The 12,625-nt window shown below is 68.0% G+C and carries 13 protein-coding genes; 9 read left to right on the forward strand and 4 right to left on the reverse strand.

From position 1 onward, the window contains the following. Nucleotides 1–104: 104 nt before the first annotated feature. The 3 genes from ABT254_RS19685 to ABT254_RS19695 all read left to right on the forward strand — a co-directional run bounded on the left by ABT254_RS19685 (nucleotide 105) and on the right by ABT254_RS19695 (nucleotide 2,060). Nucleotides 105–938 carry a PIG-L family deacetylase gene (locus ABT254_RS19685; protein WP_351471417.1) on the forward strand — a complete coding sequence of 278 codons (834 nt, stop codon included), beginning with the start codon at nucleotides 105–107 and terminating at the stop codon, nucleotides 936–938. Between the two features lie 146 nt (nucleotides 939–1,084). Beyond that, nucleotides 1,085–1,585, forward strand: coding sequence for a GNAT family N-acetyltransferase (locus ABT254_RS19690; protein ID WP_351471420.1), 501 nt, complete (start codon nucleotides 1,085–1,087; stop codon nucleotides 1,583–1,585). Between the two features lie 97 nt (nucleotides 1,586–1,682). Beyond that, nucleotides 1,683–2,060 carry a VOC family protein gene (locus ABT254_RS19695; protein WP_351471423.1) on the forward strand — a complete coding sequence of 126 codons (378 nt, stop codon included), beginning with the start codon at nucleotides 1,683–1,685 and terminating at the stop codon, nucleotides 2,058–2,060. 252 nt (nucleotides 2,061–2,312) lie between these two features. Here the strand turns inward: ABT254_RS19695 and ABT254_RS19700 are convergent, their stop codons facing one another. After that, nucleotides 2,313–3,554, reverse strand: coding sequence for an MFS transporter (locus tag ABT254_RS19700; RefSeq protein WP_351471426.1), 1,242 nt, complete (start codon nucleotides 3,552–3,554; stop codon nucleotides 2,313–2,315). Between the two features lie 80 nt (nucleotides 3,555–3,634). On the opposite strand from ABT254_RS19700, the gene ABT254_RS19705 reads away from it, so the two are divergent. The 4 genes from ABT254_RS19705 (at nucleotide 3,635) to ABT254_RS19720 (ending at nucleotide 6,676) form a co-directional block, all read left to right on the forward strand. Then, nucleotides 3,635–3,979, forward strand: coding sequence for an ArsR/SmtB family transcription factor (locus ABT254_RS19705; RefSeq protein WP_351471429.1), 345 nt, complete (start codon nucleotides 3,635–3,637; stop codon nucleotides 3,977–3,979). A gap of 146 nt (nucleotides 3,980–4,125) precedes the next feature. Beyond that, nucleotides 4,126–4,572, forward strand: coding sequence for an NUDIX domain-containing protein (locus ABT254_RS19710; protein WP_351471432.1), 447 nt, complete (start codon nucleotides 4,126–4,128; stop codon nucleotides 4,570–4,572). Between the two features lie 240 nt (nucleotides 4,573–4,812). Next, nucleotides 4,813–5,871, forward strand: coding sequence for an alpha/beta hydrolase (locus ABT254_RS19715; RefSeq protein ID WP_351471435.1), 1,059 nt, complete (start codon nucleotides 4,813–4,815; stop codon nucleotides 5,869–5,871). Between the two features lie 478 nt (nucleotides 5,872–6,349). Further along, a complete protein-coding gene (locus ABT254_RS19720; protein ID WP_351471990.1) occupies nucleotides 6,350–6,676 on the forward strand; it encodes a hypothetical protein in 327 nt (108 codons plus the stop codon). 137 nt (nucleotides 6,677–6,813) lie between these two features. On the opposite strand, the gene ABT254_RS19725 is transcribed toward ABT254_RS19720, so the two are convergent. Continuing rightward, nucleotides 6,814–7,380, reverse strand: a complete 567-nt coding sequence (locus tag ABT254_RS19725; protein WP_351471438.1) for a CYTH domain-containing protein — start codon at nucleotides 7,378–7,380, stop codon at nucleotides 6,814–6,816. A 757-nt stretch (nucleotides 7,381–8,137) separates the two neighbouring features. Further along, a complete protein-coding gene (locus ABT254_RS19730) occupies nucleotides 8,138–9,175 on the reverse strand; it encodes a polysaccharide deacetylase family protein (RefSeq protein WP_351471441.1) in 1,038 nt (345 codons plus the stop codon). Between the two features lie 316 nt (nucleotides 9,176–9,491). Here ABT254_RS19730 and ABT254_RS19735 point away from each other — a divergent pair, with 316 nt between their 5' ends. Further along, a complete protein-coding gene (locus ABT254_RS19735) occupies nucleotides 9,492–10,943 on the forward strand; it encodes a putative glycoside hydrolase (protein ID WP_351471444.1) in 1,452 nt (483 codons plus the stop codon). Nucleotides 10,944–11,140: 197 nt separating this feature from the next. Here ABT254_RS19735 and ABT254_RS19740 read toward each other — a convergent pair whose 3' ends face one another. Beyond that, nucleotides 11,141–12,070, reverse strand: a complete 930-nt coding sequence (locus tag ABT254_RS19740; RefSeq protein ID WP_351471447.1) for an alpha/beta hydrolase — start codon at nucleotides 12,068–12,070, stop codon at nucleotides 11,141–11,143. Between the two features lie 107 nt (nucleotides 12,071–12,177). On the opposite strand from ABT254_RS19740, the gene ABT254_RS19745 reads away from it, so the two are divergent. Continuing rightward, a complete protein-coding gene (locus ABT254_RS19745; RefSeq protein WP_351471450.1) occupies nucleotides 12,178–12,624 on the forward strand; it encodes a MarR family winged helix-turn-helix transcriptional regulator in 447 nt (148 codons plus the stop codon). The last annotated feature ends 1 nt before the right edge of the window (nucleotide 12,625 follow it).

Here is a 12,625-nt window from a genome sequence, read left to right on the forward strand (position 1 = left end):
GAGGACGCAAGATCGTCCGTCCCCGCAGGATCCGGGCCTCAGGAGCGCGGCACGTCTGCCGTCGCTATTTGAAGCAAGACGTATTTCTGATGGAGGACTGTCTCATGACTGACCGGCCCTTGACGCTGATGGCAGTGCACGCCCACCCCGACGACGAAGCCACCGGAACCGGAGGGGTCCTTGCGATGTATGCGGCGGAAGGAATCCGCACGGTGCTGGTGACGTGTACCGACGGCAGTTGCGGTGATGGACCGGGAGGTGTCAAGCCGGGCGAGCCCGGGCACGATCCGGCGGCAGTCGCCTTGATGCGTCGTCAAGAACTCGAGGCGAGCTGTGATGTGCTGAAGGTCAGCGATCTGGAGATGCTCGGCTACACCGACTCCGGGATGATGGGCTGGCCGAGCAACGACGCGCCCGGCTCCTTCTGGCGGACCCCCGTGGAGGAAGGCGCGGCCCGCCTTGCGGAACTCATGCGGCACTACCGACCTGATGTGGTCGTCACCTATGACGAGAACGGTTTTTACGGCCACCCCGACCACATCCAGGCCCACCGCATCACCATGGCGGCGCTGGAGATGAGCGAGCTGTCCCCGAAGGTGTACTGGACAACCGCGCCCCGCTCGATGATGCAGCGCTTCGGAGAGGTCATGCGCGAGTTCGGCGAGAACATGCCGGAGCCGGATTCTGCCGAGGCCGCCGCGATGGCCGAGATCGGCCTCCCGGACGACGAGATCACCACGTGGGTGGACACGACCGGGTTCAGCGGCCAGAAGTTCGACGCGTTGGCCGCGCACGCCAGTCAGGGCGAGAACATCTTCTTCCTCAAGATGGGCAAGGAGCGGTTCGCCGGGTTGATGGGCGTGGAGACCTTTGTACGTGTCCAGGACGCCACCGGAGCGGCCGTACCCGAGAACGATCTCTTCGCCGGACTGCGCTGATCCGCCCGTCCGACCGGCCGGGACAGCGCATCGATCAGCACACGATCGAACCTCTCTCGAGGGGTGTGGGTATCTCTGGCGGGTGAGTGGGCTGGGATACTCCGGTCGTGGGTGATGGTGTGTGGGGGAGGGACGGGGGCTCGGGGATGGCAGTGTCTGGGGGGTCCGCGTCGGTGGGCCACGAGGGCTGGGTATTGCGTGGTGCGGTGGCGGCGGACGTCGAGGTGATCGCGGAGTTGCGGGCCGCGGTGATGCGTGCGGACTTGGAGCGCCTGGGGCGCTATGACGAGCACCGGGTACGGCAGCGGTTGCGGGACTCCTTTTCCCCGCAGCACACGTCGGTCATCATGCTCGGCGGTGAATTTGCTGGATGTGTCACCGTACGGCCCGCCGAAGGCAGGCTGTGGCTGGAGCATTTCTACCTGGCTCCGCACTGTCAGGGCCGCGGGCTGGGGTCTGCGGTGTTGCGCACGGTATTGCAGCGGGCGGATACGCAGGATGTGACAGTGGGCTTGAACGTCTTGCGGGGCAGCGCTGCCCGTCGGCTGTATGAGCGTCACGGTTTCGTCGTGGAGACCGAAGACCCGGTCGACGTCTTCATGATGCGCCCGCCCGAGGTGAGGACGGGCGCCCCTGCGAGCGCCTGACCCGTTGTCATCGATCATGGCAAGAGCCTGGTGAGGCGGTCGGTTTCGAGGCCGGCCGCCTCTGGACGGTGGGAGAGATTCATGATCGGCTTGGTGCATGAGTTCTCTGATACGACACATCACCATCGATGCCGCGGACCCGTACGCTCTTGCGGGCTTTTGGGCTCAGGTCCTGGACGGCTCGCTCGCTGATGACGACTTTCCCGGCGACCCGGAAGCCATGGTCACGACCGCCGCCGCCACGTTGCTGTTCGTCAGGGTCGATGACCGCAAGGCCGTGAAGAACCGTGTACATCTGGATCTCCAACCCCAGGACCGCACCCGGGACGAGGAGGTCGAGCGTTTACTTTCGCTCGGAGCGACGCTTCAGGGGGATCACCGAAGGCCTGACGGAACCGGGTGGGTGACGCTGTATGACCCGGAGGGCAACGAATTTTGTGTGGAACGCAGCGCGGCGGAGCGGGCGAACGGTTGAGTTCCGGTTGCCCGGTGACGTCTTTCAGGGCCGGACCCAGACGAGCGGGGCATCAGCGGTGACGGTGCCCAGGTAGACGTAGCCGCGCATGCCAAACGGGTAGCCACGGGTCTGGCTCCCTGCGGGCTGGAGGACGCGGAAGGCACGCGGTCGTATCGGTGATGAGGCACTGCCCGTCGGCTACAGGGAGGCCGAGGGACAGGGCGGTTGGTGATCAGAGCCCTGCAGAGTCGAGGCCGGGTGATGCCAGATCTACCGTGTGGCGGGGACTGTGTGCGTACCTCCGGCCAGGCTGTGGTGTGCGTTGGCGCGGTAGGCGGCCACGCCGAGGAGGAGTCCGAGGACCGCCAGGGTGGCCGCGAGAGTCATGGCCGCGGGGCGCATGCCCCATCCACTGACGGCGTATCCGGTGGCGACGGTGAGGATCGCGGCGGGGAGGTAGGCGCTGATGTTCAGTGCTGCGTTGGCCTCGGCGCGCCGGTTGCCCTCGACGTGGTGGGCAATGAGTCGGAGGCCGCCGAGCTGGCCGAGTCCTTGCCCGCTGCCTGCGAGGACGGCCGAGGCGACGAAGAGTGCCGGGTTCTTGGTGAACAGAGTGAGCACGACGGCGCTCATCGCGAGGACGGTGCCTGCGGTCCCCAGGGCGAACAGGCGAGGTACGGCAAGCCTGTTGAGGGCGATCTGCGATCCGGTGGCGGCGAGGAACATCACGCATGCTGTCCCGCCGGCCAGGAGCGGCGAGGTGGTTCCGACCGCGAGCACCAGCAGTGAGGGGCCGAGGGACAGCACGAACGACGTGGCGGTCAGGCCGGGGGCGAAGACCGCCGCACCGCCGGCGATCTGCACACGATTCCGCGCGGGCACACGGGGAAGACGCGGCCACAAGAACCCTGCGGCCTGGCTCGACGGACGTTCCAGCGGCAATCCGATGTACCCGAGCAAGGCGACGACCAGCAGCACGATGTTCACTGTGAAGACCCAGCCAACCGGTCGGGGTGTGGCCTGATAGACGATTCCGCCCAGGAGTGGCCCGAGACCGGCGCCGAAGACCATGGCGATCGAGGCCAGCATCGATGTCATGTGACGGCGGTCCTCCCCGCCGAGGTCAACGACCGCGGCCATGCCGGCGGACACCACGATGCCGACCGCGACACCGACGAGCAGCCTCGCCACGACCAGGGCCGCGACGCTCCCCGCGGTCATGAACAGCACGGCCGAGACCAACGCAATCAGGATTCCCGGGACGACCACCCGCTTGCGGCCGTACCGGTCGGCCGCCCGTCCCGCGACGAGCAGCGTCACCACCAGGCCCGCGATGTAGGCGGCGAAGACGATCGTCAGGGTGCCTGAGGAGTAGCCCATCTCATGCTGCCAGTACACGTACAGCGGGGTTGGTGAGTTGGACAGGGCGAACACGGCCGTCACCGCCCATGCCGCCCTGACGAGCTGCCATCCGGTTCCAGTCCGCACCGGGACCGCGTGAGTAACTGCCACCACCAACCTCCTTGTACGAGAAAACTCGTACAGGACCGTAGCAGTACGAGAATTCTCGTACAACCGGCTATGATGGCCGCATGCCTGACGCCGTGACCGAGTCCGAGAGGCCGCCACTCCTGCCGGAGCCACCCGTTGATGCGCTGCGGCTCGAGATCGTGATGGGCGCGCTCGCCGACCCGCTGCGCATGACCGTGGCGCGCAAGCTCCTGCTGGACTCCGATGAGTTCGACCACCCCTGTGGCTGGTTCGGCTTCGACCGCCCGAAGTCCAGCCTCACTCACCACTTCAAGGTCCTCCGCGAAGCCGGTGTGATTCACCAGAGGCAGTACGGACTGGAACGGCGCAGCCGCCTTCGGGTCGACGACCTCAACCAACGATTCCCCGGCCTGCTCGATCTCATCGCCTCAACAGGCCAGGACTGACAACGGAGCACGTAAGGCTCATGGTGCCCGCTGTGGCTGACTAGAGCCGCCCCCGCCACCGGGTTGCCGGATGGTCGAACCCGGTGGGAGCGAGTCATGCCCTCAACAACAGCCCACCCGCAACAACTAGCCCCTACGCTGCGGGCGTGCAGGAGTTGACGTTACGCGTCCGAGTGGCCGCCTATGTGTTGCGGCGCCGCCCGGGACGGCCGGCGGAGCTGCTGGTGTTCGACCACGACGCAGACCTGCCGCCCGGCACGCACGTGCCGGCCGGCGGTGTGGCACCAGCCGAGCCTCTGGAAGAGGCCGTGCTGCGAGAAGTGGCCGAGGAGTGCGGGCTGGCATCCGTCCGGGTCCTGCGGCCCGTCGCTGAGGAGCGCACCCCGCACCCGATCCGCCGCTTCCCCCGACACACCACCTTCTTCGAGCTGGCCGTGGACGGCGACGCGGATGTCCCGGATGCGTGGGACCACCGTGTGACAGGCGCTGGCCGTGACAACGGCATGACGTTCCACTGTCGCTTTGAGCCGCTGCCCCTGGGCTTCTCCTTGGCTGACGGTCAAGACGCCTGGCTGGATCGTCTGGATGTATGAGGCGCACTGAGGCGCTGGGCGTGAGCAGGCACCGCCTACGACCGGACCGTCGACACCGGCATGAGCGATACGAAGTGGTCCCTGCCGGGAATCCGGGTGCGGATGCCGGGCTGGGTGGCGGGCCGGGGCGGGCGGAGGTCCTCTGCCAGCGACTCCCGATACTGCTCCAGGGAACCGTTGATCGCGAAGATCCCTCTTGCTCGGTGGGTTGTGGGCAAGGTGGTAACGCGAGGTGGTTGTGTGTCCCTGACCAGCACGTCATTCTTCGCAGTACTCATCGTCGCGACGGTCGTGATGATGGTCGGCGCGATTGCGCTGTGGCCGAAGGTGCGCGGACCCAGAGCGGTGCGCTGGCTCGTGCACGCCGTCATGATCGGCCTGTGTCAGCTCACGGCCATCGGCGTCGTGGCCACCTGGATCAACAACAGCTACGGCCTGTATGCGTCCTGGGACGACCTGCTCGGCAACGCGAACACCAACGCCGTCGCGATGCCCGGGCCTCCAGTCCACCGGGCGAAGTTCAGCAAGAGCACCAAGGGTGGCGTACTGGACACGTATTTCCATGGCCGGCGATCCGCGCTGTCCGGTGAGGTGCTCGTGTGGACGCCGCCGCAGTACCACGAGGCCGCCTACGCGAAGAAGCGGTTCCCGGTCATCATGCTGCTGCACGGTGTCCCGGGATCGCCGCAGTCCTGGCTGGAGCATGGCGGTATGCCGGGCGCGTTCGCGGATCTGCTCAAGCAGAACAAGGTGCACCCCTTCATCCTTGTGATGCCGGTGGTCAACCCCGGCAGCGTGGACACTGACTGCAGCGACCTGCCCAACCGCAAGGTGGCGACCTGGATGACGGTCGACGTCCCGGACCTCGTCAGCCACAAATTCCGCACGCTGCCGGGACCGCGCGGCTGGGGCCTGATGGGTTTCTCGACCGGCGGGTTCTGCGCCGCGAAACTGCCCCTGCAGTTCCCCAAGGTCTTCGGGGCGGGCGCCGCCCTCGACCCCGATCCGCTGACCGGCGACGAGTCTGTCCTCCCGGACCCGGCCGTGCGCAGGCTCAACAGCCCGACGTACCTGGTACGGCACACCAAGGCCCGCGCGAGGCTCTTCCTGGCGACCTCGAGGCAGGACCGGTTCAGTCCACCGTCGTACATCGAGACGTTCCAGGCGTCCGCGAGGGTCACCCCGGTGGAGGTCCGCACGCTGGTGCTGCCCAGCGGCGGGCACAACTACAACACCTGGTCGGCGGAGTACCCCGCGGCATTCGGATGGCTCAGCCAGTGGCTGTCCGCACCGCACTGAACCCCCAGGCGTCCGCCATGCCGGCCACTGCTCCACCAGCGAACCACTTTGCGCGGCGCTCCGGGTGCTGGCCAGGGGGGCGGGACGACAGGCGGCGGCCGAGGCACGCCCATGCTCCCTCCGCAAGGCCCCGGCTTTTGTCTGTCAGGTGATGCCGCTGACTGATGCGCACCGGCTGAGGATCGAACCGCCACTTCCGGAGCGGACTCCCAGGCGGGGGTGGCCGGTGGAAGCACCTCCGCCAGTGATCGACGGCCGCTGCGACATGCATGCACATCGGGGTTCGGTTCGGATATCGGGGCGGCCCTGACGATGACGCTCCGGGGCGGCGGAGGTCGATCCACCCTGATCTGCTGCGCCGAGCTCAACAGGATGATCGTCAGTGAGCCCTTTTCAACCTCAGCAGGGCTGTTGACGCGGCTCGCCCCCGGGTTGAGCCAGGCGCAGGGTCTGACGGCAGGATGCCTTCGTGCCCACCATGGTTGTTGAGATCCACGTGCCGTTGCTGCCGACGCCCGACCTGCCGGACGGCTCCTACCCGTTTCCCTGGATCGAAGAGGTCGAGGGCTTCCTGTCCGGTCTCGAAGACCAAGGTGTCGTGGAAGTCTTCGATGAGGGAGAGGAGGACGGGGACGTCTTCGTCTTCTTCGTCACCGGAGCTGGGGAGGGGGACCTTCTGGCGGTGGCGTCCCGCGTGGCCACGCTGCCTGGGGTCCCTGCGGGAACCGTTGCGGTCGTCAGCACCGACGAGGCCGAGGAGTTTGGGCTGGGCCGACGGGTGGTGCTCCCACTGTCTGCACTCTGAAGACCGGTGCGGGCCTCCGCCGTTCAGGTCGCAACGCAGCGGGGCACCGGCCCACCGAAGCCAAGGCTCGCCTGCGCGACCTCGCACCCGTCTTGCCCACCACTATGCGCCGTCACCAACCTCCTGACCCGCACCCGCTAGGGACCAGCCGGATGGATGCCATATTCGGCCAACCACCCAAGCAGCTCTTGGCGGGAGGACCGGACGAGGCGCCCTCCGGTGAAGCGGGCGTCGTTGGTCACCTCCACCACGCACTCAGCAGGCGGCACGAAGGACTGCGCTTCCTCGTCGCTGGTGAACTCGGCCTCTGCTAGCACCAAGCCCTCAAGGCGGCCGTTGAAAACGTCAACGCCCAACGGAGGGACGCTGAAACGGGCCTTGGACAGCAGTGCGGCCGGCAGCGAGGCGAGCACTTCGTACTCGGCCGGCGACAAGTACGTGTTCGTGATCAGGCCCTGAACGGCGCCGGGCCGAGGGATCGGGACTTTCTGGGTGAGCTTGAGCTCGCAGCGGCCGTCCGCGAATTCGGCACGCCGTAGTCTCAGTCGTGTTCCCAGCAGATACCGGTCGGTGATCACACGGCTGACGGTCACCGACCGCGGCTCGGGCGGGTTGGCCAGCAAGAACCGTCTCTCCCTCTCAACCCGTGCGTACTTGCCCGGGTGAACCGTCTGACCTTCGAGCCCGCCTGCCTTGTCCGTCATGACGGCAGGTTCTCAGCTGCCTCGTCTGCTTCAACCGTATTTTTCAGGAGGCTCCGGCGTCGCAGGCAGCCGCGGAGCCCGTGCCCCGTGCCCCGAGCCTCGGACGAAGACGCCGGGCCGCCCTACCGGGGGCCCTGCTGCGCGAGGTTACGGTCGAGGTCCGACCAGGTCGGGAGGCGTTGATCGTCAGTGGCGGATGTCAGAATCCGTGGCATGCCGGACGCCGACTACTTCTCTGCCGCCGATGATGAGTCCGCCGTTGCCGTGATCGAGGCCGGCGGACCGGTCCGGGCAGGGACCTTGTGACCGCGGCCGAGGCTTGGTCTGCAGCCGGTGGGGTCGTGGGACTTGATGCGGTGACGGCAGCGGTGGTTCTGGAGGCCCTGGCCGGCCTGGCCAGACGGGCTCGGGCCGCGGACCTGTGCCTTTATTGCTGGTGGACTCTGTGACGGCCTACCCCCGTGCGCCCCGGCCTTTGGCCGGCAGCTCACGTCGGACCCGGGCCCGGTAGGAGTCGCCGGTGAGCAACATGGGCTGCTAGGAGCCAGGTCATTCGGTGAGTGCGGCACGGTGCGGCCACACCACATCGACGGGGAGGCCGGCGTCGCGTGCCTCCAGGAAGTGTCCGGGTGCCTCCCTCGCCTGAGGGTGGCTCGCGCAGCCGCCGAAAGCCGCGCTTGTGTCTCTGCGCCGTAACCGCGATGTCTTCGTACTGCCGCCCTCTTGATCATTGAAGTCCGGATCCCGTTTTCCCCGTTCAGTACGGCCGGGCGGCCTGCCGGTGCGCCGGGGCGAGGCGGGTCGCCTCGGACCTGGGGAAGCTGATCTTCTTCGGGTCTCCGTCCGAGGTGTACCGCTTGACCGTCCCGTCACGGAGCTTGTCCAGCCAGACCGTCGAGGTGAACTGGGCTTCTGGGCCGGTCGCGTCCTGGGAGCGGATCCGCGGGATGGCGCCCGGGTCGAAGGCGGTCGAGAAGGGGGAAGGGGCGGGGTCGGCTCCCACCAGGTAGACGCCCTGATGCTCGTAGCGCACACCGTCGGCGGTTCCCTGCAGCGCCAGTTGCCGGGAGTGGGGCATCGAACCGTTGGGAAGCGCCATCGACACCACGGACAAGCCGGGCACGGCTTGCGTGATCGCCCTCTGGTTGTCGGCGATGGCCTTCTGGGCGGTGTCGTCGTCCACCGTCCCAAGGGTGGTGTGCCGCAGGGTGTGGTTGCCGACCTCGAATTCGTGTTTGACGAGCCAGTCCAAGGACTTTCGGCCGCCAGGCTCGCTGAACGGGTCGGCGTTGACGAAGAAGGTGGCCACGGGGCGGAATCCGGAGTGCTTCCGGGCGACGTCCAGCAGAATGCCCACCGCGGTGTCGGACGCGGGCCGGCCATCAGCGTCAAGACGGAACTGGGTGACTGTCGAGTCGTCGAAAGTCAGCACCACGGGGTGGGTGCCGGCGGGAATGTCGATCTTCCCACTGCTGAACTCCCGCGCGGTGACAGGTACGTATCTCTCCCGTGCCAGCCGTTCCAGCTCGGCGCGGAAATCCTGCGGCGTGCGGTCATACACACTCCTGGGCTCGGCAACCAGTTGGTGGTACATCAGCACCGGGACCGCACCGAGCTCGTCGGCCTGCACCGTCGCCGGGTCGGCAACCGCTGCTTGCGCGCCGGCCTCGCGCGCCCGTACTGACGGCCCGTCCTGGCGCCTTTCCGGCGGGGATTGAGCTGCCGAGCAGGCCGTGGCCAGCAGGATGACCGATGCGACGACGACCGCGGTGCCGCTTCGGTGGGTTTGACGCATGATGCCTCCGGAGTGAACGAGATGCTTCCCGTCGCCTCCAAGCCTCGGGCAACAGCGTGGTGCACACCGCGGCACGATAGGCCGAATGCATGATTACCCGCCCGGAACCTCTTGGGTGGACGGCGTGGCGGCTATGCCATATCGCAAGGAACCCTTTTTCGAGAACGGCAGAGTGAACATGGGCGGAAAACGACTCCGAACGCGATTCACGGTCATAGCCATTTCCCTGCTGGTCCCGGTCTGCGCGGCGGTCGGGGCCTTCGCGATACAGGCCTCCTCGAGCCGGATCCGGTTCGAAGGGCTCAGCAGCAAGGACGTGTTGGGTCGAGCCGACGTCCGCAACCCGCGCCTTGCCGTCACAGCCGAGGAAGGGGCCGACCTGGCCGAGCTGGAGGTGCGGCTCGACGGCAATCCGGTGCACACCCACCAATCCGACGGCCGCCTCATACTCGACATCCCGTCGTTCGCCGAGGGGAAGCACGAACTGACCGTCACATCCCGCAGTGGCCTGCCGTTCCTGGACGACATGTCCCGGACGTTCGTCGTGGACACCACCGCCCCGAAACTGCGGCTGTCACCTGTCCGGGCCACCGGGCCCGGCGCACCGGTGACGGTACGCGGCCGGGTCGAGGACGCCGGCCAGGTGAAGGTCTCCATAGCCGGTGCGCCCGTGCCCGTCGGAGACGACGGAACCTTCTCCCGCCGGTTCGAAAAGCCCCCCGCCCGTATCGAGGTGGCGGCCAGGGACGAGGCCGGCAACGTCGCCCGCGAGCACGTGAACGCGGTCGCGCCCTATCCCCTCACCCGGGCCGCGCACCTGACGGCCATCGGCTGGTCCTCGTCCGAGGTCCGCAATCCGGTTCTCCAGCTCGTCAAGGACAAGAAGCTCAACGCCGTCGAGCTCGACATCAAGGACGAAAACGGCGAGGTCGGTTACGACTCCTCCGTGCCGCTGGCCCGCGAGATCGGCGCCGTGAAGGACCGCTACGACGCACGCAAGGTGATCGACACCCTGCACGGGATGGGAGCCCGTGTCATCGGCCGCATCGTCGCCTTCCGCGATCCCATCCTTGCCCAGGCGTCCTACCGCCAGGGCAAGGACGACCGCCTGGTCCAGGCCCCTGACGGCAGCCCGTACGACGGCGGCCACTACGGCACGCTCTCGTTCACCAACTTCGCCGACCCCGAGGTCCGCCAGTACAACATCGCCCTGGCCACCGAAGCGGCGAAGCTGGGCTTCGACGACATCCTGTACGACTACGTGCGCCGCCCCGACGGGAAGCTGTCCACACTGCGCTTCCCCGGCCTGGGCGACCAGACCCCCGAAGAGTCCATCGCCGAGTTCGTCGCCGACACCCAGCGCCGCATCCAGCCCGAGGGCAAATACCTCGGGGTCTCGGTCTTCGGCATCGCCGCCACCCGGCCCACCGAGATCGCCCAGGACATCCCCGCCATCGCCCGACACGCCGACTACATCGCCCCCATGGTCTACCCCTCGCACTGGGCCGCCGGTGAGTACGGGATCGCCAGTCCGAACGCCAGCCCGTACGAGATCGTCAACCGGTCACTGGCCGACTTCGCCAAGCAGGTCAAGGGCACCAGAGCCACGGTCGTCCCCTGGCTCCAGGACTTCTCCCTGGGCGTCCACTACGGCCCCACCGAAGTCGCCGACCAGATCAGAGCGGCGGCCGGGGACGGCATGAACTCCTTCCTGCTCTGGAACGCCGGAGCCACGTATCAAGGGACGGCACTGACCACCCTGAAATAGCGGTCGGGCTACGGGTGTGAAAGGTGGTGACCGGGGGATGGAGCGCACCCCGCCGGTGGCGACGACGGCGTCGCAATCGGCTGTTCGCCCTTGGAGCCCGTCACCGACCCGCGCGGGCAGGTGTTTACCCGGCCTTCTTGAGATGGGCGACCGCGCTCGCCACCACCGGAAATCACGTGGAGGCCGCGAGGCCGGCTTCAGTGGACCGGTTCGAGACGGTCGGCGCCCGGCTGCCCGGTGCTCAGGTGGGCGGTGATGAAGCGGGCGGCGCGGTCGAGTGCCGCGGTCGCCTCGTCGAGGCGGCCGTAGTGGTGCTGGAAGACGTGAGGGAGGCCGGGCCCGACTTCGAGCGTGACCTCGACGTCGTCGGCGCCCGCGCGGCCGGCCAGCCGGACCGCGTCGTCGAGCAGCACCTCGTTTGCCCCGACCTGCACGAGTAGTGGGGGCAGTCCCGTGAGGTCGGCGAACACCGGGCTGGCCAAGGGGTGCGCCCGGTCGCCCGCGCCGACGTAGAGATCGGCGTAGGCGCGCAGGTCGTCCCCGGTGAAAATGGGGTCGGCGCCCTCCTTGGAGCGGATGCTTGCTCCGGCGAGGGTGAGGTCGACCCAGGGGGAGAAGACGACCACGGCGGCTGGTTGCGGCAGCCCGGCCTCCCGGGCCGCGAGCAGCGTGGCGATGCTCAAACCGCCGCCGGCGGAGTCACCGGCTATGACGAGGTCGCGTGGGTCGGTACCCGCCGCCAGCAGCTCGCGATAGGCAGCGAGCCCGTCGTCGACGGCCGCGGGGAAGGGGTGCTCGGGCGCCAGCCGGTAATCCACCGACAGCGCTCGAAGCCCGGCGCGGCGGGCCAGTTCGCCGACCAGCCCTGCATGGGTGTCGGGTGAGCCGACGACGTATCCGCCGCCGTGCAGGTAGAGCAGCCGGCCGCCGCCGGAGACCTTGGCCGGCTCCAGCTCCAGGGTCGGCTGCCCGCCCAGGACGGTCCTGCGGGTGGCCACGCCCTCCGGCGCGGGGCGGGTGAGAGCTGCGGTGAAACCGCTGCGCTGCTGCTCGAGAGTGGGCCGCTCCTCGCTGCGAGGGGCGGAACGGAGCATGGCGTCCAGGGCGTCGCGCTGCTGTCGGGACATGCCGGGCCTCCTGGTCGGGGTGCAAGGATGGATTCCTGGGAATCCACTTGCCTGAGTCCAACCGGATTCCAAGGAAGATGATTCCCAGGAATCTACTGGAGGTTTTTGTGAGCCACGTCACCCCGATCTTCACCGACCTCGTCCGCGTCGAGACCCGGCTCTACAACGCGGTGGGCGCCCGGCTGCGCGCCGAACAAGGGCTGGGCCTGGGGCAGTTCGAGTTCCTGGAGATCATCGACCGCGTGCCGGGGTGCCGCGTGCTCGACATAGTGGGCGAAGTGGCGATCACCGTGGGGGCCGTCAGCAAGGCGGTCGACCGGCTGGTGGCCGCGGGCTGGTGCGAGCGGGTCGCGCACCCCCAGGACCGTCGCTCGTCCGTCCTCCGCCTCACACCGGAGGGTAAGAAGCAGTTGGCCGCTTCCCGCCCCATCGTCGAAAGCGAACTCGCCTCCCTGACCGCGGCCATTCCCCCTGGCGAACTGACCCGCATCGCCGCAACCCTGGCCACCCTTCGCGCGACTCTCGAGGCGGGCTCCCACGGCCAGCCGGGCTGAG

Source organism: Streptomyces sp. NPDC001137, assembly GCF_040298885.1.
Lineage (GTDB): Bacteria > Actinomycetota > Actinomycetes > Streptomycetales > Streptomycetaceae > Streptomyces.

Bases quoted from the DNA above. Each gene is read 5' to 3' on its own strand.
- ABT254_RS19685 (WP_351471417.1), top strand. From the start codon at position 105: ATGACTGACCGGCCCTTGACGCTGATGGCAGTGCACGCCCACCCCGAC.
- ABT254_RS19690 (WP_351471420.1), top strand. From the start codon at position 1,085: ATGGCAGTGTCTGGGGGGTCCGCGTCGGTGGGCCACGAGGGCTGGGTA.
- ABT254_RS19695 (WP_351471423.1), top strand. From the start codon at position 1,683: ATGAGTTCTCTGATACGACACATCACCATCGATGCCGCGGACCCGTAC.
- ABT254_RS19705 (WP_351471429.1), top strand. From the start codon at position 3,635: ATGCCTGACGCCGTGACCGAGTCCGAGAGGCCGCCACTCCTGCCGGAG.
- ABT254_RS19720 (WP_351471990.1), top strand. From the start codon at position 6,350: ATGGTTGTTGAGATCCACGTGCCGTTGCTGCCGACGCCCGACCTGCCG.
- ABT254_RS19725 (WP_351471438.1), bottom strand. From the start codon at position 7,380: ATGACGGACAAGGCAGGCGGGCTCGAAGGTCAGACGGTTCACCCGGGC.
- ABT254_RS19730 (WP_351471441.1), bottom strand. From the start codon at position 9,175: ATGCGTCAAACCCACCGAAGCGGCACCGCGGTCGTCGTCGCATCGGTC.
- ABT254_RS19740 (WP_351471447.1), bottom strand. From the start codon at position 12,070: ATGTCCCGACAGCAGCGCGACGCCCTGGACGCCATGCTCCGTTCCGCC.